Annotated in this window: 21 protein-coding genes; 11 read left to right on the top strand and 10 right to left on the bottom strand. The window is 73.0% G+C overall.

All coding sequences use genetic code 11. The annotated features are described in order from the left end of the window. Nucleotides 1-46 precede the first annotated feature (46 nt). On the top strand, nt 47-787 hold the full coding sequence (locus KIK06_RS11400) for a PIG-L deacetylase family protein (RefSeq protein WP_017598329.1): 741 nt from the start codon (nt 47-49) through the stop codon (nt 785-787). Between the two features lie 13 nt (nt 788-800). Here the strand turns inward: KIK06_RS11400 and KIK06_RS11395 are convergent, their stop codons facing one another. Both KIK06_RS11395 and KIK06_RS11390 read right to left on the bottom strand, forming a co-directional pair. Beyond that, nucleotides 801-1,961 carry a serpin family protein gene (locus KIK06_RS11395; RefSeq protein ID WP_268643141.1) on the bottom strand — a complete coding sequence of 387 codons (1,161 nt, stop codon included), beginning with the start codon at nt 1,959-1,961 and terminating at the stop codon, nt 801-803. A gap of 30 nt (nt 1,962-1,991) precedes the next feature. Then, complete coding sequence (locus tag KIK06_RS11390; protein ID WP_268643140.1) at nt 1,992-3,095, bottom strand: serpin family protein; 1,104 nt, start codon at nt 3,093-3,095, stop codon at nt 1,992-1,994. Between the two features lie 252 nt (nt 3,096-3,347). Between KIK06_RS11390 and KIK06_RS11385 the strand changes: the two genes are divergently transcribed. Further along, nucleotides 3,348-4,145, top strand: coding sequence for a DUF3159 domain-containing protein (locus KIK06_RS11385; protein ID WP_017598326.1), 798 nt, complete (start codon nt 3,348-3,350; stop codon nt 4,143-4,145). Nucleotides 4,146-4,163: 18 nt separating this feature from the next. Here the strand turns inward: KIK06_RS11385 and KIK06_RS11380 are convergent, their stop codons facing one another. Together KIK06_RS11380 and KIK06_RS11375 are read right to left on the bottom strand one after the other, a co-directional pair. Continuing rightward, on the bottom strand, nt 4,164-4,856 hold the full coding sequence (locus KIK06_RS11380; protein WP_017598325.1) for a potassium channel family protein: 693 nt from the start codon (nt 4,854-4,856) through the stop codon (nt 4,164-4,166). 1 nt (nt 4,857) lies between these two features. Beyond that, entirely contained in the window at nt 4,858-5,532 is a 675-nt protein-coding gene (locus KIK06_RS11375) for a potassium channel family protein (protein ID WP_268643139.1), read from the bottom strand. A gap of 229 nt (nt 5,533-5,761) precedes the next feature. Between KIK06_RS11375 and KIK06_RS11370 the strand changes: the two genes are divergently transcribed. Next, nucleotides 5,762-7,051 carry a class I SAM-dependent RNA methyltransferase gene (locus KIK06_RS11370; protein WP_268643138.1) on the top strand — a complete coding sequence of 430 codons (1,290 nt, stop codon included), beginning with the start codon at nt 5,762-5,764 and terminating at the stop codon, nt 7,049-7,051. A gap of 57 nt (nt 7,052-7,108) precedes the next feature. Here the strand turns inward: KIK06_RS11370 and KIK06_RS11365 are convergent, their stop codons facing one another. Further along, entirely contained in the window at nt 7,109-9,106 is a 1,998-nt protein-coding gene (locus tag KIK06_RS11365; RefSeq protein ID WP_268643137.1) for a HEAT repeat domain-containing protein, read from the bottom strand. 83 nt (nt 9,107-9,189) lie between these two features. Further along, complete coding sequence (locus KIK06_RS11360) at nt 9,190-10,098, bottom strand: DMT family transporter (RefSeq protein WP_442789762.1); 909 nt, start codon at nt 10,096-10,098, stop codon at nt 9,190-9,192. A gap of 344 nt (nt 10,099-10,442) precedes the next feature. Between KIK06_RS11360 and KIK06_RS11355 the strand changes: the two genes are divergently transcribed. Next, complete coding sequence (locus KIK06_RS11355) at nt 10,443-11,861, top strand: MFS transporter (RefSeq protein WP_268643136.1); 1,419 nt, start codon at nt 10,443-10,445, stop codon at nt 11,859-11,861. Here KIK06_RS11355 and KIK06_RS11350 read toward each other — a convergent pair. The 4 genes from KIK06_RS11350 to KIK06_RS11335 are packed head-to-tail and all read right to left on the bottom strand — an operon-like array spanning nt 11,795 to nt 15,589. Continuing rightward, nucleotides 11,795-13,318, bottom strand: a complete 1,524-nt coding sequence (locus KIK06_RS11350; RefSeq protein WP_268643135.1) for a hypothetical protein — start codon at nt 13,316-13,318, stop codon at nt 11,795-11,797. The two genes, KIK06_RS11355 and KIK06_RS11350, sit on opposite strands and share 67 nt — an antisense overlap. Beyond that, nucleotides 13,315-14,202 carry an ATP-binding cassette domain-containing protein gene (locus KIK06_RS11345; protein WP_268643134.1) on the bottom strand — a complete coding sequence of 296 codons (888 nt, stop codon included), beginning with the start codon at nt 14,200-14,202 and terminating at the stop codon, nt 13,315-13,317. The genes KIK06_RS11350 and KIK06_RS11345 overlap by 4 nt, the downstream gene beginning before the upstream one ends. Further along, nucleotides 14,199-15,005 carry a zf-HC2 domain-containing protein gene (locus KIK06_RS11340; protein WP_268643133.1) on the bottom strand — a complete coding sequence of 269 codons (807 nt, stop codon included), beginning with the start codon at nt 15,003-15,005 and terminating at the stop codon, nt 14,199-14,201. Before KIK06_RS11340 ends, KIK06_RS11345 begins: the two co-directional genes overlap by 4 nt. Next, nucleotides 15,002-15,589: an RNA polymerase sigma factor gene (locus KIK06_RS11335; RefSeq protein ID WP_017598316.1), complete on the bottom strand. Its 588-nt coding sequence runs from the start codon at nt 15,587-15,589 to the stop codon at nt 15,002-15,004. The genes KIK06_RS11340 and KIK06_RS11335 overlap by 4 nt, the downstream gene beginning before the upstream one ends. 124 nt (nt 15,590-15,713) lie before the next feature. Between KIK06_RS11335 and KIK06_RS11330 the strand changes: the two genes are divergently transcribed. The 7 genes from KIK06_RS11330 to KIK06_RS11300 all read left to right on the top strand — a co-directional run bounded on the left by KIK06_RS11330 (nt 15,714) and on the right by KIK06_RS11300 (nt 26,840). After that, entirely contained in the window at nt 15,714-16,649 is a 936-nt protein-coding gene (locus KIK06_RS11330) for an LLM class F420-dependent oxidoreductase (RefSeq protein ID WP_017598315.1), read from the top strand. Between the two features lie 384 nt (nt 16,650-17,033). Beyond that, entirely contained in the window at nt 17,034-19,748 is a 2,715-nt protein-coding gene (gene acnA, locus KIK06_RS11325; RefSeq protein WP_017598314.1) for an aconitate hydratase AcnA, read from the top strand. A 147-nt stretch (nt 19,749-19,895) separates the two neighbouring features. Then, entirely contained in the window at nt 19,896-21,950 is a 2,055-nt protein-coding gene (locus tag KIK06_RS11320; protein ID WP_268643132.1) for a hypothetical protein, read from the top strand. Further along, nucleotides 21,940-23,220 carry a hypothetical protein gene (locus KIK06_RS11315; RefSeq protein WP_268643131.1) on the top strand — a complete coding sequence of 427 codons (1,281 nt, stop codon included), beginning with the start codon at nt 21,940-21,942 and terminating at the stop codon, nt 23,218-23,220. Before KIK06_RS11320 ends, KIK06_RS11315 begins: the two co-directional genes overlap by 11 nt. Nucleotides 23,221-23,392: 172 nt before the next feature. Continuing rightward, entirely contained in the window at nt 23,393-25,633 is a 2,241-nt protein-coding gene (locus KIK06_RS11310) for a serine/threonine protein kinase (protein WP_268643130.1), read from the top strand. Nucleotides 25,634-25,829: 196 nt separating this feature from the next. Then, entirely contained in the window at nt 25,830-26,042 is a 213-nt protein-coding gene (locus KIK06_RS11305; RefSeq protein ID WP_268643129.1) for a hypothetical protein, read from the top strand. A 117-nt stretch (nt 26,043-26,159) separates the two neighbouring features. Then, nucleotides 26,160-26,840, top strand: a complete 681-nt coding sequence (locus KIK06_RS11300; protein WP_017598309.1) for a potassium channel family protein — start codon at nt 26,160-26,162, stop codon at nt 26,838-26,840. The last annotated feature ends 73 nt before the right edge of the window (nt 26,841-26,913 follow it).

The following is a 26,913-nucleotide window of genomic DNA, read 5'->3' as shown; positions in this document are numbered from 1 at the left end:
CCGTCTTTCGGTGTGCCGGGGAGGCGCGCGCTCTAGGGTGAATGCCATGACGGACATGAACGAAAACAGCGCCCCCCGGCCCCTCCCCGAGGACTGGAACCGTGCCCTGGCGGTGGTCGCCCACCCGGACGACCTGGAATTCGGGGTGTCGTCGGCGCTCTCCCGCTGGACCGGCCAGGGCAAGAGCGTGGTCGAGCTCATGGTCACCCGGGGCGAGGCGGGCATCGACAGCCTCCCGCCGCAGGAGTGCGGCCCCCTGCGTATGGCCGAACAGCGCGCCTCGGCGACCGCCGTGGGCGCCGAGGCGGTGGAGTTCCTCGACTTCGCCGACGGCGCCCTGGAGTACGGCCTGCCGCTGCGGCGCGCGCTCGCCGACGCGATCCGGCGGCACCGCCCGGACGTCATCGTCTCCATCAACTTCCGCGAGGCCTTCCCGGGCGGAACGTCCTTCAACCACGCCGACCACCGGGTGCTCGGCCCCGCCCTGCTGGACGCGGTGCGCGACGCCGCCAACCGGTGGGTGTTCACCGACCAGCTCGGCGACGGCGTCGAACCGTGGTCCGGGGTGCGGTTCGTGGCCTTCGGCGCCTCGCCGAGGCCGACGCACTACGTGGAGCTGGGCGAGGCCGACCTGGCGGCGGGGATCGCCTCCCTGGACGCGCACGAGGTGTACCTGGCCAACCTCGACGGCTTCGACCAGAAGTCCTTCCTGTCCAAGGCCGCCGCGGAGGCGGGCGGCCGCGTGGGGACGGCGCTGGCCACCGAGTTCGAGGTCTTCGACGCCTGAGCCCGTCCGCCGCTCAGGACGCGGCGGGGCCGGGGTCGGCGGGGTCGGTGACGCGGCCCAGGAAGAGGATCGCCTCGCCCCGCCGCAGGACGAACACGAACGGCCGGTCCGCGGTGAACTCCACGGGCGGGGGTGGCTCGGGCAGCGCGTCCGGCACCCCTGCAACCGCCACCATGGCCGTCGCGGCCGCCGCCTCGGCCCCGGCCTCGTCCACGGTGACCACGGACCGGTGCAGGATGCGGTCGAACCGTGCCGGTCGGTCGCACATCCCGGGCAGGTCGGGGGCGGCCTCGGCCAGCGCGTCGAAGGACAGTTCACGCAGGGCGGTGAGCACGTCCACGCTGTGCTCCAACCGGAAGCGCGGCAGGGAGAGGTCGACCGGGCGGTCGACGGTGTTCCCACGCAGTTCGGCCAGTGTGTCGGGGGTCAGGGCGGGCAGCTCACCGGAGGGGTCGTCGGGCAGGAGCACGTCGAGGGTCAGGTCCTGGTCGCCCTCCAGGCTCACCATGCTCCACCCGGCGGCACGGGCGTGCTCCAGGTACGCGTCGGACCACATCATCGGCACCTCCCGGTCGCCCTCGGGCGCGTGGAAGACGCGGGGGCGTGTCTCCTCCGGATCGAAGGGCATGACCCAGCGCAGACGGACCCACAGGGTGGTGGCCAGCACCGCGAGGGTCTGCGGGGTGACCGACCCCGGGGGCAGGAGGGCGCGGACCAGCCCCTGGGTCGCGTCGGCGATCGCGGCGTTGATCGCGGTCCGGGTTCCCTCGGGGTCGCGGGCGAAGTCGGCCGTGGCCACCTCGGAGCCGACCAGCCCGAGCATCCGTTCCTCGAACTCCGGCCGCAACCGCAGCCCCTCGGCGGTGTACAGGGCGGTGGTCGCCACGATGTTCTCCGTGTCCCCCACGCGCACGGCCGTGTCCAGGAGGTCCAGGTGCGCGGCCACGGCGGCGTCGGCCCCGGGCGGTGCGGGGAACGTGCTGTCGGCCAGGAGCACGTTGCACAGTTGGTCGCGTGCCCGACCCCCGGCCGCCGAGGCGAGGAGGGCCAGCACGGTGCCGACCGACTGGGGCGACCACACGTGCGAGCGTCCCGGGGCGGTCACCGCCCAGTCCAGCAGGGCGGCGAGGAACGCGTGGTCGCGATGGGTGGCGGGGGAGGCTGGTGCGGTCATGCTCGTCCTTCGCGGGTCGGGGTGGGACGGTCAGGTGGCGGGGCCGGGGTCGGCGGGGTCGGTGACGCGGCCCAGGAAGAGGATCGCCTCGCCCCGCCGCAGGACGAACACGAACGGCCGGTCCACGGTGAACGGGATCGGCTCGGGAGTGACCACCGTCGACCTCAGCATCATCACGGCGGTGGCCGCGGCGCCCTCGGCGCCCTTCTCGTCGACCCGCAACACCGACTGGTGCAGGATCCTGTCCACCCTGAGCGGCTCCGGGCTGATCCCGTCGAACCGGGCGCCGGCGGTGGCGAGCTCGGTGACGCCCAGTTCGGCCAGGGGATCGAGGAGGGGGGTGTCGGTCTCCACCGAGAACCGGGGCAGGGCCAGCCGCACCTCGCGGAAGCGGCGTGCCCGGTACAGGTCGGCCAGCGCCGCCGCGTCCGGCCCGGGCGGCGCGGACGCGGGGTCGTCGGGCAGCAGCACGTCCAGGGTCAGGCCGTGCTCACCCGCCAACCCGACCATGCGCCACCCCGCCGCCTCGGCGTAGGGCATGTCCCTCCGGCAGTGCATGGTGGGGACCTCGCGGCCGCCGTGCGGGGCGTGGAAGACGCGGGGGCGCGTGGCGTGTGCCTCGAAGGGCTCCGTCCACACCATCCGCACCCACAGGGCGTTGACCAGGAGCATGCGCACGGCGGCGGAGATCGCGCCCGGGGGCAGTAGTTCGGGGATCAGGCCCCGGGTCACCTCCGACACGCGGCCGTTGACCCGCTGGCGCACCGCCTCCGGATCGTGGGCGAAGTCGGCCTTCTCCACCTCGGCACCGGGACGTTCGCGCGTCCGGTCCGCGAACTCGGGACGTATCCGCAGGTCGTCGGGCACGTACAGGCCGTTGAGGGTGGCCAGGTCCAGGCCGGTCGCGGTCGCCACGGCCTCGTCCAGGACGTCCAGGTGGGTCGCCACCTCCTCACCGAGCAACCCCTCCAACTCGTCCCGGGTCCGGCCCACCGCGGCCGTGGCCAGGAGGCCGAGCGCCATTCCCACCGAGTGGGGTGACCACACGTGGGAGTCGTCCGGAGCGGCCAGAATCCGGTCCAGGGCTGCGGCGAACTCCAGGTGGTCGGGTCTCGGCGGGACGGACAACCGCATGGGGGCTCCTCACGACGTGGACGACGGCGCCAGCGTACGGACTTCGTACGACGATCGCCATGTGTGACACCGGGCACAGGTCAAGGGCGGACGAACCGGGATGGGAGGGGGCGTCGGGAGCGCGCGGTTCCGGCCGTGTCCGTTGTTCGCCCAGGGGCCCCGGCGCGGTGTCGACTAGGCTGGACGGGTGACGCCGGACCCGAGCGCGGGCGGCTCCGACCGGACACGACGAGCACCGACCCCGGGAGCGGGATGACTGAGCAGCAGCGGGCCTCGCAGGAGAGCGCCCGGCCGACCGGGAACGGCGACGGGGCGGACACGCCCAGGGTCACCGAGGACACCGTCGAGGCGCTCGTGCGCTCGCAGCTGGCCAAGGCGCTGGGGGGCAAGCGCGGCATGGTCGAGGCGGCCGTGCCCACCCTGACCTTCACCGTGTCCTACATCGTGCTGTCCGACCTGCGCCAGTCGATCATCGCGGGTGTGGTCGCCGCCCTGGTGCTGGGCGCGGTGCGGCTGTTCCAGCGCTCATCCGTGCAGTACGTCGTCACGAGCCTGTTCGGGATCGGCATCGCGGCGATCTTCGCGATGCGCAGCGGCGAGGCCGCCGACGCGTTCCTCCCGGGCATCATCTACAACGCCGTCTACGCGGTGGTGCTGACCCTGTCGGTGCTGGTGCGCTGGCCCGCGATCGGCTTGATGATCGGGCCGTTCATCGGCAACAAGGAGGACTTCACCTCCTGGCGGGCCAACCCGGCCGTGGTCCGGCTCGCCTCCAGACTCACGTGGCTGCTGGTGCTGCCCTGCGTCATCCGCGTGCTCGTGCAGTACCCGCTGTGGCTGCTGAACGACCTCGACGTCGCCGACACCTTCGCCCTGCTCGGCCTGTCCAAGATCGCGATGGGCTGGCCGCTCCAGGTCGCCGCCTTCGCGGCCATGGTGTGGCTGCTCGCGCGCGGCCGCACCCCCCTGGGCGACGACGCCCCGGCACGGTCCGGAGAGGGCGGGACCGGGGACACCGCCGAGGGCGCCGCGGGCGACGACGACCGCTGAGCCGCGCCGGCCGCGCGGTCAGGCGTCCTCGCCGGGGGCCGTGGCGTCGACGCGGCCGAGCAGTTCCTCCAGGGGGCCCAGCGCCTCCGGTTCGGCCAGGAAGACGACGGTGTTGCCCACCGACAGCGTCCGTTCGGCGTCCGGCGGGCGCACGCCTCCCGGGCCGACGACCGCCACCAGGGCCACACCTTCGGGGAGGCCGGCGCTGAGGACGCTCTCGGGCCCGCCCACGAAGGGGCTCTCGGCGTGCAGCACCGACTCGGCGATCTCCGCGCCGGGCAGCGGAGGAAGCGCACCCTCCTCGGCCAGCTCCTCGTCGGTGACGCCCTCCACCAGGTCGGCGATGAGCCGGGGCGGGGAGACCGCCAGGTCCACCCCCCACGACTCGTTGAACAGCCACTCGTTGTCGGGCTCGTTGATCCGGGCGATCGTCCGGTCCACCCCGAACTCGGTCTTGGCCAGCAACGACACCACGAGGTTGACCTTGTCGTCGCTGCTGGCGGCGATCACCACGTCGGCGTCGCCCAACCGGGCGTCCTCCAGGCTGGCCAGCTCGCAGGCGTCGGCGAGCAGCCACTCCACCTGGGGAAGGTCGTCGACCCCGATCGCCCGGGTGTCCCGGTCGATCAGCAGGACGTCATGGCCGCTGGCGGCCAGTTCGTTGGCGATGGAGCGGCCCACGCTGCCCGCTCCCGCGATGGCGATCCGCATCTCACTCGTGTCCCGTCTCGTCGCCGTTGTCGAACCGCAGCGCGTCCAGGTCGCGGCCACGCGCGACCACGTGCAGGACGTCGCCCTCGGCCAGGACCTCGTCGGAACGCGCGAGCAGGATCCCACCGTCCCGAGTCAGGTAGACGACCCGCACCGGAGCCCGTGACTCCAGGTCGGCCACCCGGCGCCCGGCCCAGCCGCGGGGGAGCGTCATCTCGTTCATGGCCAGGGTGCCGGAGGCGTCGTGCCACTCGGGGCCGGCCGCCAGCCGTTCGTCGCCGGGGACCATCCGGCGCAGGATGGTGTCGGCGGTCCACCGCACCGTCCCCACGGTCGGGATACCCAGGCGCTGGTAGACCTCAGCACGGCGCGGGTCGTAGATGCGCGCCACCACGTGCTCGACGCCGTAGGTCTCACGCGCCACCCGGGCGGCGATGATGTTGGAGTTGTCACCGTTGCTGACGGCGGCGAACGCCCCGGCGTTCTCGATTCCCGCCGCGAGCAGGACCTCGCGGTCGTGTCCGACGCCGCGGACGGCGTGCTTGGCCACCGTGCCGCGCAACCGCCGGAACGCCTCGGGGTCCTGGTCGATCACCGCGACCGTGTGCCCCAGGTCCACCAGTGTGTGCGCGAGGGTGGAACCCACGCGTCCACACCCCATGATCACGATGTGCACCTCGCCCGTACTCCCGTCGAGATCGCCGTTCGACCCGGTGGGCGTCGTGCGCCCACGGTCACACCTTGGCACAGATCGCACCGACACGCGCGACCGCCCCGGTCAACCGGCGCGCGAGGTCGGAGCCGTCCGGGCGGCCGCTCAGGTCGGCTAGATTGGGTGCGGTTGGTGGCTGTGCGCGCAGGGTCACCCGTGACCCGAACCCCAGACACTCTCCGAGGACTCCCTGATGACCCGTGTGGGCACCGAGCTCGAACTCACCGTCGACGACGTCGCGCACGGCGGGTGGTGCGTGGGGCGCCACCACGACCAGGTGGTGTTCGTCCGCCACGCCCTGCCCGGTGAGCGCGTCCGGGTACGCGTCACCGAGCAGACCTCGCGTTTCCTGCGAGGCGAGGCCGTCGAGGTCCTGACCGCCTCCCCGGACCGGGTCGAGGCGCCGTGCCCGTTCGCCGGCCCCGGGAAGTGCGGCGGCTGTGACTGGCAGCACGCCTCTTTGGAGGCCCAGCGCCGGATCAAGGCCAAGGTCGTCGCCGACCAGCTGCACCGCATCGCCGGGATCGACCGCCAGATCACGGTCGAGGAACTGCCCGGACACCCTGACGGCCTGGGCTGGCGCACCCGCGTCCGGTTCGCCGTCGACCGGGACGGTCGTCCCGGTCTGCGCCGCCACCGCTCCCACGACATCGAGCCGGTGGACGAGTGCCTGATCGCCCACCCCGGCGTGACCGAACTGGGGGTGACCGACGCCGTCTGGAAGGACGTCCGGGACGTGGAGGCGGTGGCCTCCGCGACCTGCGCCGACCGCGCCGTCGTCGTGACCCCGACCCGCGCGAAGCTGGGTCCCCTGCCCGAACTCAAGGCCTCCAGTGCCGTCCTGCGGCGCTTCAAGGGGGGCAGGGTCCAGGCCGTGCGCGGGCGCCGCGGGGTGCGGGAGACCGTCGGGGGACACGAGTACCGGGTCAGCGCGGGCGGTTTCTGGCAGGTGCACCCGGCTGCGGGGGAGACGCTGACCACCGCGGTCATGGACGCCCTGGCGCCCAAGCTCGGGGAGACCGCCCTGGACCTGTACTGCGGTGCCGGGTTGTTCACCCGGCCGCTCGCCGAGGCCGTGGGCCCGCAGGGGCGGACGATGGGAGTGGAGAGCGGCGCCGAGGCCGTGCGCGACGCCCGGTACAACCTCAAGGGTCTGGAGCAGGCCCGGATCGAGCAGGGCGACGTGGCCGCCCAGCTGCGGGAGTGGGCGGACGTGCGGGCGGACGTGGTCGCCCTGGACCCGCCGCGCACCGGGGCCGGCGCTGAGGTCGTGCGCCTGATCGCGGGCACCCGGCCGCGCGCGGTCGCGTACGTGTCGTGCGACCCCGCCACGCTCGCGCGGGACCTGGCCGAGTTCGACCGGGCCGGGTACGCGCTGGTGGATCTACGAGCCTTCGACGCCTTCCCGATGACCCACCACGTCGAGTGCCTGGCGGTCCTGGAACCGGTGCGCAAGGCGCGCCGCCACCGCGAGGCGGAGTAGGGCGGGCCTTGGCCCCTCCACCTGGCGCTTCGTGGTGGGGCGGGGCACTCTGAGGCTTCAACCGGATGGCCCCCCGCCGTGGACGGCGGCACGCAGGTCCCGCACGGCGGCGCGGATCTCCTCGTCCTCGATGAAACCGCGCCAGGCGCCGAAGTAGCGCAGGCGTCGGTCGATGTCCGGAAGACAGCGCAGGAGGTCGGCGGCCGGACGGGCCGCCGGACCCATCCGAGCCAGGTACCGCACCGCCGTGAGGTGGACCGGGAGGTACCGCCCCCGGGGCAGCTCCCCGACGGCTCCGAGGAGGACTGGAAGGGCGCGCTCGGGGTCGCCGGTGATCCGCCACAGGGCGTGCGCCGCCTCCACCCGGGTCCAGTCCGACGGTGGCGCGCCGGACACGGCGAGGGACACGCAGGAGTCGGCGAACCCGGAGGCCAGGGGGCCGAGTTCGGCCAGGAGGCGCAGAGCCGGGTGGGGGTGGTCGCGGGCGACGGCGGAGGCCAGTGCCCGCAGCGCGGGGTCCGGGTCGCCGGTGACCCGCCAGTGGGCCCAAGCGGCGTGCGTTCCGCCGAGGTCGTCGTCGAAGGCCCTGGCCAGCAGCGCCTCGGCGGCGTCCCGGGCCGCCGTTCCCGTGGCGGCCACGGCCGACGCCGCCGCTCGCACGGCCCATTCATCGCCATCGGCCAGCAGGTCGAGGACTTCCGGCAGGGCCGGAGCGGACGCCGCGCCCCACACGTCGAGCGTCTCGCAGAACGAGGCGCGTTTCTGCTGGTCGGAGCTGGACAGCAGCAGCTCGCGTACGGCGGGCAGCAGCGCGTCGACGTGCTCCGGGAGCCGGGCCAGCACCTCCGGGAGGGCGGGCAGGACGGCCGTGTGGGGCGAGGCGGGGTAGTGGTCGAAGGCCCGGGAGAACCCCGACCGCTCGGCGTGCAGGGAGTCGACGAGTCTGGGCGTGCAGCGCGGGTCGTTCAGGCGGGCCAGCGCCCACAGGGCCGCCTCGCCCACGGTCTGCCCCACCCGTGTGCCCCGGACCGCGTGGTCGTCGAGCAGGGCGGCGATCCGGTCGGCGTACGGGGCGGCGGCCGTGCCCAGGCAGGCCAGGAGTTCGACGGACCGGTACCGGACCTCGGGGGTCGGGTCGTCCAGTCGCGCGGCGATCGCGGGCAGCAGGTCGGGTACTGGGGAGCGCCACTCCCCGAGGACCTCGGCGGCGTGGGCCAGACCGCCGACCCGCTGCTCCTCGTCGGGGTGGTCGGCGAGCAGCCCCAGCGCGTAGGCGGTGGACGGCGGGGTCAGCAGACCCGCCGTCAGGAGCTGGAGACCGCGCGCACCGCACTCGAGCGTGGTGTGCCGCCACATCCCGACGCTGGAATCCCGCAGTGCCGTCAGGACCTGTTCCAGCTTCCGGGTGGGCAGATCGGGGTCCCCGGGCGCGAGCGCGTGGACGGCCGCCAGCCGGGACTGGGGGTCCGGTGCGTCGAGCAATCCGTCCAACAGGGCCAGCACCCGCCCGCCGTGCTCACCGACCGGCTCCCGGTGCGCCGCCGCGCCCAGGGCGAGGAGCAGGTCGAGGCGGGTGACGGGGTCGGTCTCCGCTTCCCAACAGCGCAGCAGCGGTTCCAGTACGGCCTCGCCGGGGTCGGCGCACTCCCTGACCACCTCGGCCGCCGCCCGCCGGATGCGTGGTCGCCGATCCCGGAGCAGGTCCAGCACCTTCGGCAGGGCCCTCTCCCACGCGGCGGGCCAGGCGGGATCGAGGAACCCCTCCTCCACCAGGCGTGACTCCGACACCAGTCGGGCGACCAGTTCCATCAGGGTGTCCCGCGCCGGGACGTGCGGCGAGGCCGCCAGGCGCACCACGAACGGCAGCGCGGCCGAGGCGGCGGGGCAGATCCACCCGCCCTGGTGGAACAGGTGGTCGAACAGGTCGAACGCCGCCTCGTCGGCGTCGTCCGGGTCCGGGGCCGCGCACCGCCGTAGGAGGTCCGGCACGTCCTCCGCGGACCCGTGGTTGTGCTCCAGTTCCGACCACGCGACCGCGTCCCACGCCTCACCCATGCGCGCGAGCCTACCGATCCGGTGCGCCGCCACCGCGCGCGGCCGTCCGGGCCCGGGGCGCGTCCCCCGGGCCCGGACGGCCCCTAACGCCGCCGTTCGGGCGCCCGCAGGATCACCAGCCCCAGCGCGAGCACCGCCATCCCCGCCCAGGAGGCCGCGGACAGGCGTTCGCCGACCACGACCACGCCCAGCAGGGCGGCGACGGCGGGCTCGGCCAGCGTCAGGGTCGTGGCCACCGACGCCGGGGTGTGCCGCAGTCCCATCCCGAACAACCGGTAGGCGACGAACACGGTGAGCACCGCCAGGTGCAGGGCGACCAGCGCGCCGCCGGCCGTGGCCAGCCACGCGGTGTCGGCCGACAACAGGACCGGGAGCGTGACCAGCCCGCCACCGGCGAACAGCGCGCCCATCACCGCGCCGGACGGGTGGCCTCGCCGGATCAGCGCCCCGGCGATGACCGCGTACAGCGCGTAGGAGGCCCCCGCGGTCAGGGCCAGGAACACGCCCGCGGCGTTTGCGCCGTCTCCTGCGGCCTCGGACCCGAACACGAGGACCGCGCATCCGGCCACGGCGGCCACGGTGGCCGCCGACCAGCGGCGGGTGGGGCGCACCCGTTCGGTCCACCAGGCCAGCAGCCCGGAGAACACCGGTGCGCTGCCCAGCGTGATCACGGTCGCGACCGCGACCCCGGCCTGGTCGACCGCGGGGTAGAAGGACAGCGGGTATCCGGCGACCGCGAGGGCGCCCAGGGCGAGTACCCACCGGGTGCGGGTGTCGGTGGCGCGGACCAGGGCCAGCGACCCGCGCCCGGTCAGGAACAGCAGGAGACCGCCCAGGGTCAGCCCCGCCGCCCCGATGGCCGCGGCGTGGGCGCCGTCCGGGGCCAGGGAGCTCGCGGTGCCCGTGGTGCCCCACAGGACGGCGGCGCCCAGGACGGGCAGGGGGCCGCGGGCCATGCGGCGCCGCGCGGGCAGGGTGGTGTGGTTCGGCACGGTCGTGAACTCTCCGTCGTCGATGGATCGGGGATCGGCGACGGGCGCGCGACGAGGGACGTCCCGGCCCTCGAGCAGGGGACGTCGGGTGGGTCAGGCTCGGTCCGTGCGCCCGTTCAGGCGCACGGAGGGGGAAGCACGCGGTGCCGGTGAGTGTTCACGGATGCCATCCTAACCAGCCCCGGGCTGACCGGAATGTCCCGACTACAGACGGGTGTCCGAACTCACCACGGGACCGCGCACGGGTGAGTGGCCCGTAGCGGGGGTGTCACCGACGGGCAGTCTCCGGGCAACGGCGCCTTTCTAGCGTCGGCGGCGTCCGCACCCCCGCGAGAGGAACCCCCGTGAACCGCGAAGTACGCGACCGCCGTCCGCGCTGGATCGACCGCTGGGACCCCGAGGACTCCGCCTTCTGGGAACGGACCGGTCTGTCCGTGGCCAGCCGGAACCTGTGGTCCTCGATCTTCACCGAACACCTGGGCTTTTGCGTGTGGAGCCTGTGGTCGGTACTCGTCTTGTTCATGACACCCCAGGCCGGGTTCTCGCTCACCGCCGAGCAGAAGTTCCTCCTGCTCTCGGCCGTGGCGCTGTCGGGCGCCGTGCTCCGGGTGCCCTACACGCTGGCCACGGGCCTGGTGGGCGGGCGCACGTGGACCGTGGTCTCGGTGTCGTTACTCGTGGTGCCCACCGTGGTTGCGGCCGTCCTCGTCTCCCGCCCCGAGACGCCCTACCCCGTCCTGCTCGCCCTGGCGGCGACGGCGGGGTTGGGAGGAGGGAACTTCTCCTCCTCCATGGCCAACATCAATCACTTCTGGCCCGAACACCACAAGGGCCTCGCCCTTGGGCTGAACGCCGGGGGCGGCAACATCGGTGTGGCCACGGTGCAGTTCCTCGGTCTGGCCGTACTCGCCGTCCTGGGCGTCCACGCCGGGCGCTCCCTGCCGCTCCTCTTCCTGCCGTTGCTGCTGCTGGGGGTCTGGGTGGCATGGCGGTTCATGGACAACCTGGCACCCGCGCGCGCACGGGTCCGGGACCAGGTGCGCGCGCTGCGGGAACGCCACTTCTGGATCCTCTCGCTGCTCTACGTCGGCACCTTCGGCTCGTTCATCGGCTTCGGTTTCGCGTTCGGGGTCCTGCTTCAGAGCGAGTTCGGCCGAGAACCCCTGGAGGCCGCCTCGATCGCCTTCCTCGGCCCGGCCGTCGGCTCCCTGGTCCGCCCGCTCGGCGGATGGCTCGCGGACCGGCTCGGCGGAGCCCGCGTCACGATCCTCGCCTTTCTCGGGATGGCCCTGGCCGGAGTCCTGGTCGTGCCGACTCTGGCCTGGTCTGACGTGGGGCTGTTCACCGCCGTGTTCGCCGTGCTGTTCGCCCTCACCGGGCTCTGCAACGGGTCGACCTACAAGATGATCCCCGCCGTCTACGCGGCCCGGGCCCAGGACCTGATGGCGGCGGGCCGTTCCCCCGAGCGGGCGCGCGCTGAGACCAACCGGACCTCGGCGACCCTGCTCGGGCTGATCGGCGCGGTCGGCGCCCTGGGCGGGGTGGCGGTCAACCTCGCGCTGCGGGAGTCCTTCGGCAGGATGGACTCGGCCGTCCCGGCCTTCGTCCTCTTCTGCGCCTTCTACCTCCTGTGCGCCGCCGTCACCTGGGTCACCTACCGGCGGCGTCCCGGGGGCCGGCTCGACAGGGGGCGCCGTCACGCGCAGGTGGGCGCGGACTCCATCGGGAGGTCGTACTCCGGGTCGAAGGCGTATCGGGGGTAGCGCTCGTGCCAGTCGGTCGCGGTGGCCACCCGGTTCGCGTCCGTGGTGAGCGGGAGGCCGATCAGCTCCGCGAGGTCGGTCGTGGGCGTCTCCGGTGCGGTGAGCACCTCCCAGTGTTCGGCCAGGATCTTCGCGACCCGTGCGGAGGGCGTCTCCTCCAAGGCGCGAGCCACCTCCAGGTCGGTCGCCGAGGGGCCGAAGGAGGCGAGGTGGTAGCCGGTCTGCCGGACCGGGTCATCGCCCCCGGTCACGGTCTCGGCGCCGACCGTCGTCAGCCAGTACATGAGGGGGAGACGGGCCTGTCCCGTGGCCCAGCACGGGCCCTCGAACTCCGCACGCAGCCCGAAGGCCGACTGGGACACCTGGTTTCGCAGGTCGAGCCGAAGGAAGGCGTCCTCGGGGCCGCCGAACACGAACACCCTGATGCCGCGCTCCTGGGGGAAGTCCGTCGCGCGGGTGAAGCCCCCACCGTCCTGCCAGACCACCGGGAGTCCGTCCCGGGCCCGCTCCGGCAGCACTTCCACGGGGGCGCTGAGCGCCTCGTGCCAGCTGTCCACCCACGGTTCGAACCCCGGCAGCGGGCAGTAGGTGATCCCCTCCCTGACCTGGCACTCGGTGTCCTCCCCGCCGTACAGGGCGTCGTCCGGGAAGCGGTGCTCCCACCCGTAGGCGGTGTTGGCGTACGCGGGGGCGGCCACCGCTCCGGAGAGGAACACGGCGGCCGCCCCGATCGCGGCGCCCCGTGCCGGGCCCCGCCGCGGGCGCGCCGCCAGCGCGACCGAGACGAGCGCCCCGAACACCAGCAGGAGGTAGACGAGGTAGAGGAGGGAGAGCACCGTGATCTGGGGCGACCTGGTCTCGAACGGATCCAGCGTGATGAGGGCCAGGTTCTCCACCCGGTGGACCACCTGCGGACCGATCGAGCTCAGCGCCGTACCCATGTACAGGTAGTAGGCCGGGACGAGCACCACGGGGATGATCAGCTGGGCGTAGGAGCGGGTCCACGCCGCCACCGCGACCGAGGCGGTGGGGCCGCACAGGGCGAGGACGAAGGGCGCGGCGCGGGCGTACGGGCTCACCGTTCCGTGCGTGGGGCCGTCGGCGAACCAGTGGCAGGCCGCGGCCACGCCCGCCTGGGAGACCAGGGTCACCAGGGCGGCCGCGGCCAGCAGGGACCACAGCCGTTCGGTCCGGCTCACGGGGGCGACGAACACCCGCGAGTAACGCGCCTCGCGGACCGCGGGGAAGGTCGTCACCACGAACATCACGGCCGCGACGAAGATCCCCGCCGTCTCCATCGAGTTCTGCACGTCCAGAGCGGTGGTGTAGGGGAAGAGCCCCAGGGCGTGGCGGGCGAACAGCGCGGTGGCTCCCAGCCCCACGTACAGCAGCGGGTTGGCCGCGATCCGCGTGGCGTTGAGGGCGGTCAGCCGCGTCACGGCGACGGCGCGCCTCACCGGGCGCCCTGTTCCACACCGGTGAGCAGGAGGTAGGCGTCCTCCAGGGTGGGATCGACCTCGACACGCTCGCCGTCCGCGCCCGACGGTTCCGTCCCGTCGGGGGTGAGCACGCGGTGGCGGCCGTCCGCCAGCCGCCAGGTGGTCACTCCCCTCCGAGGGCGTTCGCGCTGTACCCAGACCCGGCCCTTCGCCCGTTCCACCAGGTCGCCCGGCGTGCCGTCGAAGACCACACGCCCCCGGTCCAGGCAGACGACACGGCGGCACAGCGCCGCCACGTCCTCGATCTGGTGGGTGGACAGGACGACGGTGCTGCGGGTCGCCAGCTCCGAGACCAGGTCGCGGAAGCGGATCCGCTGTTCCGGGTCCAGACCGATGGTGGGCTCGTCCAGCAGCAGCAGTTCGGGGTCGCCGAGGAGGGCGCAGGCCAGCCCCAGTCGCTGCCGCATCCCGCCGGACAGGCGGCGCACCCGGCTGTGGCGGCGGTCGTACAGACCCACCCGGTCCAGGTTGCGCCGCACCTCGTCGTGGCGTTCGCGGCGCCCGCCCATCTCCTTGAGGACCGCCACGTAGTCCACCAGGCCGAACGCGGTGAAGTGCGGGTAGAACTCGGGGTTCTGCGGCAGGTACCCCAGGCGGCGCCGGATCTCGGTTCGCTCGGGGGCGCGGCCGGGGTCGCGGCCCAGCAGCCGCAGTTCGCCCCGGCTGGCCTCCAGATCGGTGGCCAGGCACCGCAACAGGGTGGTCTTGCCGGCTCCGTTGCGGCCCAGCAGACCGGTCACCCCCGGTCCCAGGTCGAGGTCGACGGCGTCCAGCGCCGTGCGGCTGCCGTAGCGGCGTGTCACACCGCGCGCGTGGACGGCGGGAGCGGTCGGGTCGGTCACGTGGTCCTCACACGGAGACGGAACAGGAGCATGCCGGTCAGGGCGGCCAGCGCCGCCGCCCACCAGGGCTGGGTGTGCGGCGCGACCGCCGCCAGCGGGGCGAGGTGGTCGCCGGAGCCGAGCACGGCCAGGGACACCAGCCACAGGAGCCCCACGGCACCGCTGGCCAGGCTCAGGTGGACCCACCGGCACAGGACGAGCGAACCGGCGACCAGGGTCAGCGAGGGCAGGAGCCAGAAGACCGCCGTCCACGGGGTGGTGGGTGCGGGCATCATCAACGCGGCCAGGGTGCACAACGCCACGGCGGGTACCAGTACCGCGCACGTCCGCAGGAACAGTAGCCGCTGCCCGGCCATCGGCGTGATCGAGGTCAGGGTGTGCGCCGGGTCCACCCCGCGTCCGTAGGCGAGCGCGACCCCCGCCAGGGGGATGACCGGCGCGGTGAGGAAGAACACCAGTGATCCCTTCGGCAGCGCGTACGCGGCGAACAGGGCACAGACCAGGACGAGCACCGTGGACACCAGCCACGCCCGGTACAGCTTCGGGGTGGCGGCCAACAGCTTGACCGTACCGTCGCGCAGCCCGAGGGCGCGCAGCAGGCGTTCGACCGGGTGCGGTCGCGGCCGGTCGACGACGTCGCGCAGGTCGGCCCAGGCGCGGTCGATCCACTCCTCGTCGGCGGGGACGAGGGTTCGGCAGGGTGCGCAGTGCATCAGGTGTGCCTCCACGGACATCGCCGTGACGTCGTCGACGGCGTGGGACGCGTACGCGTGTACTTGGGCAGGGGTCAGGTGCCAGGTCATGTCAGGGCCTCCCGCAGGCGCGCCTTGGCGCGCATCACCCGTGTCTTCACGGTTCCTTCGGGGATCTGGAGTATCTGTGCCGCCTCCCGTACGGTGAGCCCGTCCAGCACGGTGGCCTGGATGGCGGCGCGCAGCTCAGGGGAGAGGGAGTGCAGGGCGGCGCCCAGGGGGCCGTGCTCGATGTTGAGCAGGACCGTGTCCTCAGCGGAGGCGTCGCCGATGGTCTCGTAGGGTTCGGGATCGCTGTCGGCGATCCAGCGGTTGGACCGTTTGCGCAGTTGGGAGATCAACTGGCGGATCGCGATGGTCCACAGCCACGCTCCGGCATCGGTGTCGCCCGGGCGCGGGGTGAAGGATCCGGCGTTGCGCCACACCGCCAGGAAGGTCTCCTGAAGGGCGGCGTCGAGCTGGTCCGAGTCCGAACACCGGTAGCGCAGGCGGGCGCGCAGCCAGGGCGCGTGTCTGCGGTGCAGGATCTCCAGGGCGTCGGATTCCCCGGCGGCGACGGCGGCGAGCAACTCCGGGTCGGAGCTCTCGGGACCATAGGGGGGCACGCGGCGGCGCGTGCGGCGGAACAGCTTCACGGTGGGGCTATCGGGACGGCGGAGGTGATCGGTTCATGGGGGCGGGGCCGCTGGGCAGGCCTTTTCGACGGTATCCGCGCGCCGGTTGTCCGCGCGCCCGCGGCCGTGGGAGAAAATGGGGCGTATGCGCCTGAGGATCTTCCTTGAGCCCCAACAGGGGGCCACCTACGAGGACCAGCTCGCCGTCGCCCGCGCGGCGGAGGAGCTGGGCTTCGACGCCGTCTATCGCTCCGACCACTATCTGCACATGGGGGACCACGTCAGCGGGCTGCCCGGGCCGACCGACGCCTGGATCACGCTGGCGGGACTGGCGCGGGAGACCTCCCGTATCCGGCTCGGCACGCTGATGACCGCCGCGACCTTCCGCTACCCCGGGCCCCTGGCCATCTCCGTCGCCCAGGTCGACCGGATGAGCGGCGGACGGGTCGACTTCGGTTTCGGTGCGGGCTGGTACGAGGAGGAGCACGCGGCCTACGGGATCCCCTTCCCCGCCGCGGCCCGCGAGCGCTTCGACCGCTACGAGGAGCAGCTGGACATCATCACCGGCCTGTGGTCCACCCCCGTCGGGGAGACCTTCCGCTACGAGGGCAAGCACTACCGCCTGGCGGAGGGCCCCGCCCTGCCCAAACCGGAGCAGGCACCGCACCCGCCCGTGCTGATCGGCGGAACCGGTCCCAAGCGCACCCCGCGGCTGGCCGCCAAGTTCGCCGACGAGTACAACGTGCCGTTCGCCTCGTTGGAGGACACCTCGGCGGCCTTCGAACGCACCCGGGCGGCGGTGCGCGCCTCCGGAAGGAGCGCACCCATGGTCTACTCGGCGGCGCAGGTCCTGTGCGTGGGCCGCGACGCGGCGGAGGTCGCCCGGCGTGCCGAGCGGATCGGCCGTGAGGTTCCCGAGCTGCGTGGCAACGGCCTGGCGGGCACCCCGGACGAGCTCGTGGACCGCCTCGGCGCCTTCGGGGAGGCCGGGGCCGAGCGCGTCTACCTCCAGGTGCTGGACATGTCCGACCTGGACCACCTGGAACTGGTGGCTGACAAGGTCGTCCCGCAGCTCGACTGAGGGCGGACGCCTTCCCGGGGGGGTGGCCGCGGGGGCCGGACCACCGCCCGATAACTTGATATCGAGATACAAGTTGGATACCTTGACGTCAAGATAACAGCGGGACTCCCCCCGGCCCGCTCCCGGTTCGGGCGTGTGAACGTGACCGCTTGTCGGCGCCCGGCCCCAAACATCGTGGACGCCCGCGGTCAACGGACCGCCTGGTCGGCGGCGAGTGGTGTCGCCGCAGGTCAGCGTGGACCTGAGGATGCCGGTGGCGGCGGAGGGCAGCCCCGTGGCTCTCCGAGGCCCCGGAATCCGGTGAGGGCGGCCTCAGTAGGACCCGCACCCGCCCATCGGGCAGGATGCCGGGGACATCAGTGGCGAGATCAGGAGGCAGACACCGTGTCCGCGAACAGCTTCGGCGCCCGTGACACGTTGCGTGTAGGCGACGAGTCGTACGAGATCTTCCGGTTGGACGCCGTCCAGGGCGCCAACCGGCTTCCCTACAGCCTGAAGGTGCTGCTGGAGAACCTCCTGCGCACCGAGGACGGTGCCAACGTCACCGCCGACCACATCCGCGCGCTGGGCGAGTGGGACGCCAAGGCCCAGCCCAGCCAGGAGATCCAGTTCACCCCCGCGCGGGTGATCATGCAGGACTTCACCGGCGTCCCCTGCGTCGTCGACCTCGCCACCATGCGCGAGGCCGTGCGCGACCTGGGCGGCGACCCGGACAAGATCAACCCGCTCGCCCCGGCCGAGCTGGTCATCGACCACTCCGTCGTCGTCGATCTCTTCGGCCGCCCGGACGCCTTCGAGCGCAACGTCGAGATCGAGTACGAGCGCAACTACGAGCGCTACAAGTTCCTGCGTTGGGGCCAGACCGCCTTCGACGAGTTCAAGGTCGTCCCGCCCGGCACCGGCATCGTGCACCAGGCCAACATCGAGCACCTGGCGCGCGTCACCATGAGCCGGAACGGCCAGGCCTACCCCGACACCTGCGTCGGCACCGACTCGCACACCACGATGCAGAACGGCCTGGGCATCCTGGGCTGGGGCGTCGGCGGTATCGAGGCCGAGGCCGCCATGCTCGGCCAGCCGATCTCCATGCTCATCCCGCGCGTGGTCGGCTTCAAGCTCTCCGGTCAGCTCAAGCCCGGCACCACCGCGACCGACCTGGTGCTCACCATCACCGAGAAGCTCCGCGAGCACGGTGTGGTCGGCAAGTTCGTCGAGTTCTACGGCGAGGGCGTCTCCTCGGTGCCGCTGGCCAACCGCGCCACCATCGGCAACATGAGCCCGGAGTTCGGCTCCACCGCCGCGATCTTCCCGGTCGACGACGAGACCATCCGCTACATGCGCCTGACCGGCCGCTCCGAGCAGCAGGTCGCCCTGACCGAGGCCTACGCCAAGGCCAACGGTTTCTGGCACGACCCGGCCGTGGAGCCCGAGTACTCCGAGTACCTGGAGCTCGACCTGGCCGAGGTCGTCCCGTCCATCGCCGGCCCCAAGCGCCCGCAGGACCGCATCGCCCTGTCGGAGGCCAAGCCGACCTGGCGCCACGACGTCCACAACTACGTCTCCGACGACGAGGCGGGCGAAGAGTCCTTCCCGGCCTCCGACGCGCCGGCCACGACCGCCAACGGGCGCCCGCACCGCCCGGTCAAGGTCACCATGGCCGACGGCACGGAGACCGAGGTCGACCACGGCGCCGTCGTCATCGCCGCGATCACCTCCTGCACCAACACCTCCAACCCCTCGGTCATGCTGGGCGCCGCCCTGCTGGCCAAGAAGGCGGTGGAGAAGGGTCTGTCCCGCAAGCCGTGGGTCAAGACCTCCATGGCCCCGGGCTCCAAGGTCGTCACCGACTACTACGAGCGCTCCGGCCTGACCCCGTACCTGGACAAGCTGGGCTTCAACCTGGTCGGCTACGGCTGCACCACCTGCATCGGCAACTCCGGTCCGCTGCCGGAGGAGATCTCCAAGGCGGTCCAGGACAACGACCTCGCGGTCACCGCGGTCCTGTCCGGCAACCGCAACTTCGAGGGCCGGATCAACCCGGACGTGAAGATGAACTACCTGGCCTCGCCGCCGCTGGTGGTCGCCTACGCGCTGGCCGGGTCCCTCGACGTGGACATCACCACCGAGCCCCTGGGCGTCGGCAGCGACGGCAAGCCGGTCTACCTGGCCGACATCTGGCCCTCCGCCGAGGAGATCCAGGAGGTCATGGACGCCGCGATCGCCTCGGACATGTACGAGAGCGCCTACGCGGACGTGTTCGCCGGTGACGAGCGCTGGCGCTCGCTGCCCACGCCGACCGGCAACACCTTCGAGTGGGAGGACGAGTCCACCTACGTCCGCAAGCCCCCGTACTTCGAGGGCATGGCCACCACCCCGTCCGCGGTCACCGACATCACCGGTGCCCGCGTCCTGGCCAAGCTGGGCGACTCGGTCACCACCGACCACATCTCCCCGGCCGGTGCGATCAAGCCGGGCACCCCGGCGGCCGAGTACCTCAAGTCCCACGGCGTCGAGCGCCGCGACTTCAACTCCTACGGTTCCCGCCGCGGCAACCACGAGGTGATGATCCGGGGCACGTTCGCCAACATCCGCCTGCGCAACCAGATCGCGCCGGGCACCGAGGGCGGCTACACCCGCGACTTCACCCAGCCCGAGGCGCCGGTCTCGTTCATCTACGACGCCGCGCAGAACTACGCGGCGCAGGACATTCCGCTCGTCGTCCTGGGCGGCAAGGAGTACGGCTCCGGCTCCTCGCGTGACTGGGCCGCCAAGGGCACCCGCCTGCTGGGCGTGCGCGCGGTCATCACCGAGTCCTACGAGCGCATCCACCGCTCCAACCTCATCGGCATGGGCGTCCTGCCGCTCCAGTTCCCGGAGGGCCAGTCCGCCGACTCCCTCGGCCTGACCGGCGAGGAGACCTTCTCCATCACCGGTGTGACCGAGCTCAACGAGGGCCGCGTCCCGAGCACGGTGAAGGTCAGCACCGACACCGGCGTCGAGTTCGACGCCGTGGTGCGCATCGACACCCCGGGTGAGGCCGACTACTACCGCAACGGCGGCATCCTGCAGTACGTGCTGCGCCAGCTCATCGCGAAGTAGTCCCAGGACTCCGCCGGCGCCCACACGGCGCGCAGCGCGGTTCAACGGGGCCGCCACCGTCCGACCGACGGTGGCGGCCCCGCCTTCTTTCGACGGCCCAGTTCACACCGGGCGCGAGGGGACGAACCGAATCGATATGCTCGCCCCATGCCCCATCCCCTCCACGTGAGGACGTCGACCCCCCGAACGCTCCTCCTCGCCCTGGTCGCCCTGGTGGCCGCGGTGGCGGTGGTGTCCGGCGCCGCTCCCGCGGCCCGGGCCGACACCGCGCCCGCCGACACCGCCGCCGCCCACCTGGCGGACCTCCTGGCCGAGCAGCCGGACGGGCGGGAGGTCGTGGTCAGCGAGCTCCTGGCGGGGGAGTACGACGTGGCGGCCCTGGAGGAGGAGCTGCGCGCCGAGTTCGACCGCCTCGACACGCCCTACCACGTGGTCGTCACCCCCTACCTGGCCGGAAACCTGGGCAGCGACACCTTCCTGGCCTCCCTCCAGGACCGCGTGGGCGAGGACGGCCTGTACGTGCACATGAACGACGGGCACACGGTCGTCCGCGCGTTCACCACGCCCGGCGTCGACCTGAGGACCGGGGACGCCACCACGGCCCTCATGGGCGACGAGTCCTACGACCACACCTCGCGCCTCCAGGACGTCGCCGCGGGCTACGTCGACCTGCTGCTCGACCCGGAGATCGCCGCCCGCGCGGACGCGGCGCGGGACTCCTTCGGACAGGAGAGGGCGGAGGAGGAGCCGTCCGGCTGGGCGGAGTTCGTCGAGGAGCTGGACCCCCTGTCGTACAACGGACCGGCCAACACCGGGTTCCTGGTGGCCATGGTCGGGGGCGGGTTCCTGGGGCTCGGCCTCACCGCCGTCATCGTGCGCGGGTACCGCCTTGCGCAGGCCCAGGCGCCCGTGCGTGGCGGGCGGCGCGTGCCGGCGTCCCGCCGACCGGGCGCGCCGGTGGTCGCCGTCCGCCGAAGGGCCCTGCGCCGCTCCGTGCGGTTCCTGGCCGTGTGCGCCGTGATCGCCGTCGCGACCGTCGGCGCGGGAGCGGTCCACGTGCTCCGGCCCCCGGCGAGCCCCGACGAGCGGGCGGACGCCGCCGACCCGCTCGCCGCCCCGCCCTACGTCGCCTCCACCGTGCGCGTGGACCGCGTCGTCGCGGCGTGGGAGGACGACCCCGTGTACGTCGACCCCCTGGCACCCGTGGACGGCGCGTCCATTGCGGAGCTGTCCGACGCCGTCGCCGGGGCATCCGTGCCCGTCCACGCCGCCGTGGTGCTCATGGCGGACTCCGACGAGGCCGGAGGGGACGCGGAGGTGCTCGCCCACGCCCTGGCCCACACCAGGGACGAGGACGGCCTCTACCTGGTGGCCGACGTCGGCGGCGGGAAGGTCGGCATCGCGGCGCTGGGCGTCGACCTCGGCGTCGACACGTGGGACCTGACGGGCCTCACCTGGGACCCGGACAGCGAGGACGTGGTGCGGGGCCCGACCCTCACCGTCCTCGGCCGGCTCGACGGTGCGCGCCCGGACCCGGACGCCGAGGACACCGTCCCCCGGGAGGCGGAGTACCGCGCCGACGAGGAGCCGCCGGAGTCGCGCACGGACCGCTTCCTCAGCGAGGACTTCTGGCCGGCGCTGTTCTTCCTGGGCCCGCTCTTCGGTGCCCTCGTCTACTCCGTTCTCGCCCTGGCCGCCTGGCTCACGCGCCGGGTCCGGGCGGTGCCCGGCCGCCGTCTGCGCCCGATCGCCCGGAGGGCGGCCGCCCGGATGGTCGCGGCCGTCGACGCCGCTCCGGCCGACCACCCGAACGCCGCCGATACCATGCGCGACGCCGACACCGCGCTGCTGGTCCTCAACGGCGACCCCGACGAACTGGACCTCGTGGGTGCCACGGTGCTGGCCCGCCGGGTCACGCGGCGGCTCCGATCCGACTCCGGGCAGGAGGCGTCCGTGTGCATGGTCGACCCCCTGCACGGCCCCGCCGTCGGGGAGGACGCCACCGCCCTGTCCCAGAGCCGCCTCCCCATGTGCGCGTCGTGCCTGACGACCGCGGACCGGGCCCGCCTCCCCCTGCGTGTGCGCGACGGGCGGCGGCGCGTACCGCACCTGACCCTGAACCGCTCCTGGGTGCGCACGCGCTACGGGTCCCAGGGCGGACTCGACGCCGACTCCCTCGTGAAGGAGACCCATGCGTCCTGACATCCGCCCGACCCCGCTCGCGGCGCTCGGGCTCTGCCTCGTCCTGGCCGCGCCCGCGACCGCGCGGGCCGACGCGCCCAGTCCGGCCCAGGAGATCGCCACCGCTCTGGAGTCCTCTCCCGTCGTGGTCGACCCCGCCTACGACAGCGCCTTCCCCGAGGAGACCCGCGCGCGGGTGGAGGAGACGATCGAGGACAGCGGGCTGCCCGTCCGCGTCATCCTCGTGCCGTTGGTGGACGGCGACACGTGGGGCGGTGATCCGGGGAACCTGGCCACCGCCGTCCACGACCGCGTTGGCGGCGCGGGCCACTACCTCGTCCTCGACAGCCCCCGCCTGAGCGGCAGCGACTTCGACGCCTCGGGCGCCGTCTCCTACTCCGACCGCGCCCACTACGCCGCCCTGGCGGCGTCGTACGCGACCGACTACGACGCGCCCCTGTCCGAACTCGTGGAGGTGGCGGTGGACGCCGCGGTCTCCAACGACCCGGAGGCCGTCTACGAACGCGAGATGCGCGCGTACGAGGAGGAACAGGGCGACGACTCCCAGGACGCGCCCCCGGCCCCGGAGGACGGCACGGCCGCGGCGGACGGCGCCGAGCGGGCGGCCGGGACCGCGTGGTTGCCGTGGGCCGTCGGCGGTGTCGCGGTCCTGCTCCTCCTCGGCGGCGGCTACCTGCTGTGGACCCGGCCGCGCGCGGTACCGGCCCTCCGTCAGCACGCGGCCTTCGACAACGTCGACCAGGCGCACCGGGAGACGCTGGAGCGGAGGGCCGGCCAGGAGTTGGTCGAGCTCGGCGAACGGCTGGGCGCGATGGAGCACCGGTCCGCCGCCGAGGCCGAGGCCCTGAGGGGCGCCCTCGACGCGCACGCCGCGGCCCGCGCGATCCACGACCGGCTCGACGGCGGCTCCCTGGCCGACGTCGTCGGCGTCCTCGTACTGCTGGACCTGGCCGAGGAGCGCATGGCCCGGCGCGGGCGCGGCGGCCTCCGGCGCCGCCACTGCTACGCCAACCCGCTGCACGGCACCGACACCAGGCCCACCGACTGGCGGCAGACGGGATCGAGGCGTGCCGTACGGGTGCCCCTGTGCGGGACGTGTGCGAAGGCGGTGCGCGCCCGGATGCGGCCCAACGCCCTGCCCGTCGAGCACGGCGACCGCACCGTGCCCTACTTCGAGGTGCCCGCGGAGGAGAGCGTGTGGGCGGCCACCGGTTTCGGTACCCTCACCGACGACCTCGTCGAGCGGATCCAGCGCGGTGACCACCGCTGACCATGCGCGGGCGGTGACGGACGGATAACGTATCGAACCGGGTTCCGTGGCCGGTTCCGGACTCGATGTGATCCGCCACGTCCCGGGCTGCGTGACGTGGCTATAGTTCCCTGGGGCCTGTCATGGGGAGAGACCAGGGCCATGTGACCATCAACCAAGGAACGGGGCGGATGTGGACGACCCCCAGCACCAGGACGGGCCGGGATCGGAACGAAACCGGGCCGGACACGTCGTCGGTGATTTCCGGCTGGTGCGCTCGTTGGGGCGCGGCGGGTTCGGGGAGGTGTTCCTGGGCGAGTCCGGTGACGGGACCCGTGCGGCGGTCAAGGTGCTGCACGCCAGTTGGGCCGGGGACGCCGAGATGCGCCGCCGCTTCACCGCGGAGGTGGAGCAGGCGCGGCGGGTGAGTGGTTTCTGTATCGCCGCGATCGTGGACGCCGATCCCGAGGCGGAGGAGCCGTGGATCGCCACGGAGTACATCGACGGCCCCACACTCCAGGACGCGGTGGCCCAGGGCGGCCCGCGGACCGGTGTGGAACTGCACCGCCTGGCGGTCTCCACGGCCACGGCGCTGGCGGCCATCCACGCGGCCGGTGTGGTGCATCGGGACCTGAAGCCGGAGAACATCATGCTGGCTCCGGACGGGCCGCGGGTGATCGACTTCGGGATCGCCAAGGCGGTGGAGTCGACGTCGGTGACGGCCAGCGGGGTGATCGGGACCATCGGGTACATGGCCCCGGAACAGCTTGAGGGCATGCGTTTGACCTCGGCCGTGGACATCTTCGCGTGGGGTTCGGTGATGGTCTACGCCGCGACCGGGCACGAGGCCTTCCCCGGCCCGACCCAGGCCTCCCGCATCGCCCGCATCCTCAGCGCCGAACCCGAACTCGGCGCGCTCACCGGGGCCCTGCGGGACATCGTCCGTACCTGTCTGGACAAGGACGCCGCCCGTCGCCCGGACGCCGCCACCCTGCTCAACCAGCTGGTCGCGGTGCCCTCCGACGGGTCCCGGCCGGCCCCGCCCCCCGCGGCCGCCGAGCCCGCGCGCGTCGAGGCGGACACCGCCACCCGTGTCGAGCGACCCGTCACCGTCGACCCCACCCGTGTCGAACGACCCGTTCCGGTGGACCCGACCCGCGTCGCCCCCTCCGGGGGAATCGACCCCACCCGCGTCGCCCCGGCCGCGACGGCCGATCCCACCCGCGCCTACACCCGCGCCGCCCCGACCGCCCCGCCGCCCGCGACGGGACCGACGACCGGGGCGCGGTACCCGCCGGACGCACCCCTTCGCGACGGTGTGCCCCCGTACCACTTCGTCGGCGTTCGGTTCACCGACACCCGGTCCCTCGCCACCGCCATGCAGCAGAACTGGAACGCCGCCGTCCGGGTGTTCAGCGACCCCCAGGAGCGCGCGGCACTGGGCGCGTGGATCATGGACGACCTCGGTGACACGTCGGTGGACCGGTCCCTGTTCCGTCGCCAGGTCGACGACGCCAACCTGGCCATCGCCTCCTTCATCGCCCAGCTGTGCCCCGAACTGCCCCCGGTCTTTCGCGGCCGGGGAGCCACGCCGGCCGAGCTCGGCGACCTGTTCAACGACCCTCGGCCGCTGTTCACCGGTGCGCCCCTGGCCAACGAGATGGCGCTGCTCGCCCGCCCCGAGGTTCTGCGTGTCATGAACGCACACCGCACCGACGAGCCCGGGCGGCTCCGCGAGCTCGCCGACCACCTGGAGGAGGCCGAACGCGCCGGAATCGACTTCCACCGCCAGCTCGTCGACCACCTGGCCGGATGGAACGCGTCCCGGGCCGAGGCCAACCCCGCGCTCATCCTCACCTTCCTGCTCCACCCGGAGCGGATGGTGCGCCCCGCCACCGGTGATGACAGCGAACTGTCGGCCTGGGTCGAGATCCTGTGGACCCGGGTCGAGGGGAGCCCGCTCCCCGTCAACGCCGGATGCGCGGCCGCGGTCTACGGTGCCCTGCCGACGATGCGGGCCCTGGCGGCGCAGAGGCGCGACTGGGAGGGGCGGTTCGCCGCGGCTCAGGAGAAGCACGGGGCACTGGCGAGCAGGGTCACGCTCCAGACACGCCTGCACACCACCGCGCGGTACTGCCGGTTCGCCTTCTCCGCGCTTCCGGTCGGCGCGGGACTCATCATGGCCGAGGCCCTGGGTTCCCTCGACTTCGCCCCGGACGGGGTCCTGGACCTCCTGGTCTGGATCGGCGTCTTCGGCCTGGTCGGCGCGGTGGTCTCCGGCATCGCGCTGAGGGTGGTGTGCGGTTCCCCGCCGCGCCGCGCCCGACGGGCTTGGGAGCTTCAACAGTCCAGTGTCCAGCTGCCGCATCTGTCCGCCGGGGTCGAGCGTATCCGGGGCGATCTGCGCAGGGCGCGGGAGATCTGCGGTCTCTGACCGGCGCGCGACGACGACGGGAGAGGGAGGGCCGTGGCGGATCTGGACCGCGTCGTCCCTGAAGGAGACCGCGCGCGCGGACCATGTTCCGATGCCTGAGGGTCGGTGCGGGGCTGGAGGCCGGGTCCATGCTCTTTCTCGCCGTGGTCACGTCGCAGACGCCCGGCTCTGACATCAGTCCGCCGCCCTTCCCGACGTGCCCCATGCTCGGCTCGGGGCGGCCCTGGTGGCCCTGACCGTCGCCGACGTCGACAAGCACGGTGACGGGACCATGCGCACGCGCGGGGTGGACCGGCTCGGGGAGCTGCCGGGGATGATGCCCACGCTCCACGCGGGGCCGGGCGTGGTCAACGCCGACCCGCGACGTGCCCAGGAGATCAGCGGTCGGGCCCCAGGCCGACGGGGGTGACCTCCCCCGACCACACCGGGGTGTCGCGCTGACGTGACCGGAACCGTTGCCGCATCATCGTGGTGCGGCGGCGGAGCCGGCGGCGGGCGGCAGGCACGGCGGGGAGGGGAGGGGAGCGTGGACGAGCGCGGTCCGAACCTCGGCCTGTTCCTGCTCTTCGTGGTGATGCTCCAGTTCGGCTACCCGATGACGCTGCAGGGGCAGGGCTGGACCCTCCTGTACACGCTGCTCTACGTCGGGATGATCGGCTTCGGCCTGCTCGTTGTGCGGGATCAGCGCGACCGGGTGCTGCCCGTCCTGGTCGTCGGCGTGGCACTGACGTTCTTCGCCCTGTGGGTCGCCGTCGATCCTCTGCGCGGCGTGGCGCTGCTCGGGCTGTTCTCCACGCTCTTCGCCTTTCAGTCCGGCGTCGTCTACTCACTGCTCAAGTTCGTCTACCGGCGCAGCCCGGCGCGCAGCCTGAACGTGATCGTCGCCGCCATCAGCGCCTACCTCCTCATCGGGGGCGTGTTCGCGACGTGGTTCAGCGCGGTCGAACTCCTCGTCCCCGGAAGTTTCACCGACAGCGCGAACCCCGATGAACCGATGGCCTGGCAGAGCTTCGTGTACTTCTCCTACGTCACCCTGGCCACGTTGGGTTACGGGGATATCGTCGCCGTGGCTCCGTGGACGCGCTCCCTGGCGGCCCTCGAGGCCGTGACCGGGACCCTCTTCCTCACCACCGTGATCGCCAGGCTCGTCGGCATGTACGTCGGGGCCCACACCCGGGAGCACCGGGACGGCGGCACCGCGGACTGATCCGCGGGGGCCGCCGGGACGTGGTCATCCACGCCGCGGACACCCTCGGCCAGCCCTTCCCGCTCCTGCGCGA

The organism is Nocardiopsis sp. EMB25 (assembly GCF_026797795.1).
Taxonomy (GTDB): Bacteria; Actinomycetota; Actinomycetes; order Streptosporangiales; family Streptosporangiaceae; genus Nocardiopsis; species Nocardiopsis lucentensis.
The sequence above is the reverse complement of the archived record's forward strand: the minus strand, read 5'-3'. Positions and strand labels throughout refer to the sequence as shown.

Bases quoted from the DNA above. Each gene is read 5' to 3' on its own strand.
- KIK06_RS11330 (WP_017598315.1), top strand. From the start codon at position 15,714: ATGCGCCTGAGGATCTTCCTTGAGCCCCAACAGGGGGCCACCTACGAG.
- KIK06_RS11380 (WP_017598325.1), bottom strand. From the start codon at position 4,856: ATGCGGATCGCCATCGCGGGAGCGGGCAGCGTGGGCCGCTCCATCGCC.
- KIK06_RS11390 (WP_268643140.1), bottom strand. From the start codon at position 3,095: ATGCGGTTGTCCGTCCCGCCGAGACCCGACCACCTGGAGTTCGCCGCA.
- KIK06_RS11320 (WP_268643132.1), top strand. From the start codon at position 19,896: ATGCCCCATCCCCTCCACGTGAGGACGTCGACCCCCCGAACGCTCCTC.
- KIK06_RS11385 (WP_017598326.1), top strand. From the start codon at position 3,348: ATGACTGAGCAGCAGCGGGCCTCGCAGGAGAGCGCCCGGCCGACCGGG.
- KIK06_RS11365 (WP_268643137.1), bottom strand. From the start codon at position 9,106: ATGGGTGAGGCGTGGGACGCGGTCGCGTGGTCGGAACTGGAGCACAAC.
- KIK06_RS11340 (WP_268643133.1), bottom strand. From the start codon at position 15,005: ATGACCTGGCACCTGACCCCTGCCCAAGTACACGCGTACGCGTCCCAC.
- KIK06_RS11315 (WP_268643131.1), top strand. From the start codon at position 21,940: ATGCGTCCTGACATCCGCCCGACCCCGCTCGCGGCGCTCGGGCTCTGC.
- KIK06_RS11400 (WP_017598329.1), top strand. From the start codon at position 47: ATGACGGACATGAACGAAAACAGCGCCCCCCGGCCCCTCCCCGAGGAC.
- KIK06_RS11395 (WP_268643141.1), bottom strand. From the start codon at position 1,961: ATGACCGCACCAGCCTCCCCCGCCACCCATCGCGACCACGCGTTCCTC.
- KIK06_RS11370 (WP_268643138.1), top strand. From the start codon at position 5,762: ATGACCCGTGTGGGCACCGAGCTCGAACTCACCGTCGACGACGTCGCG.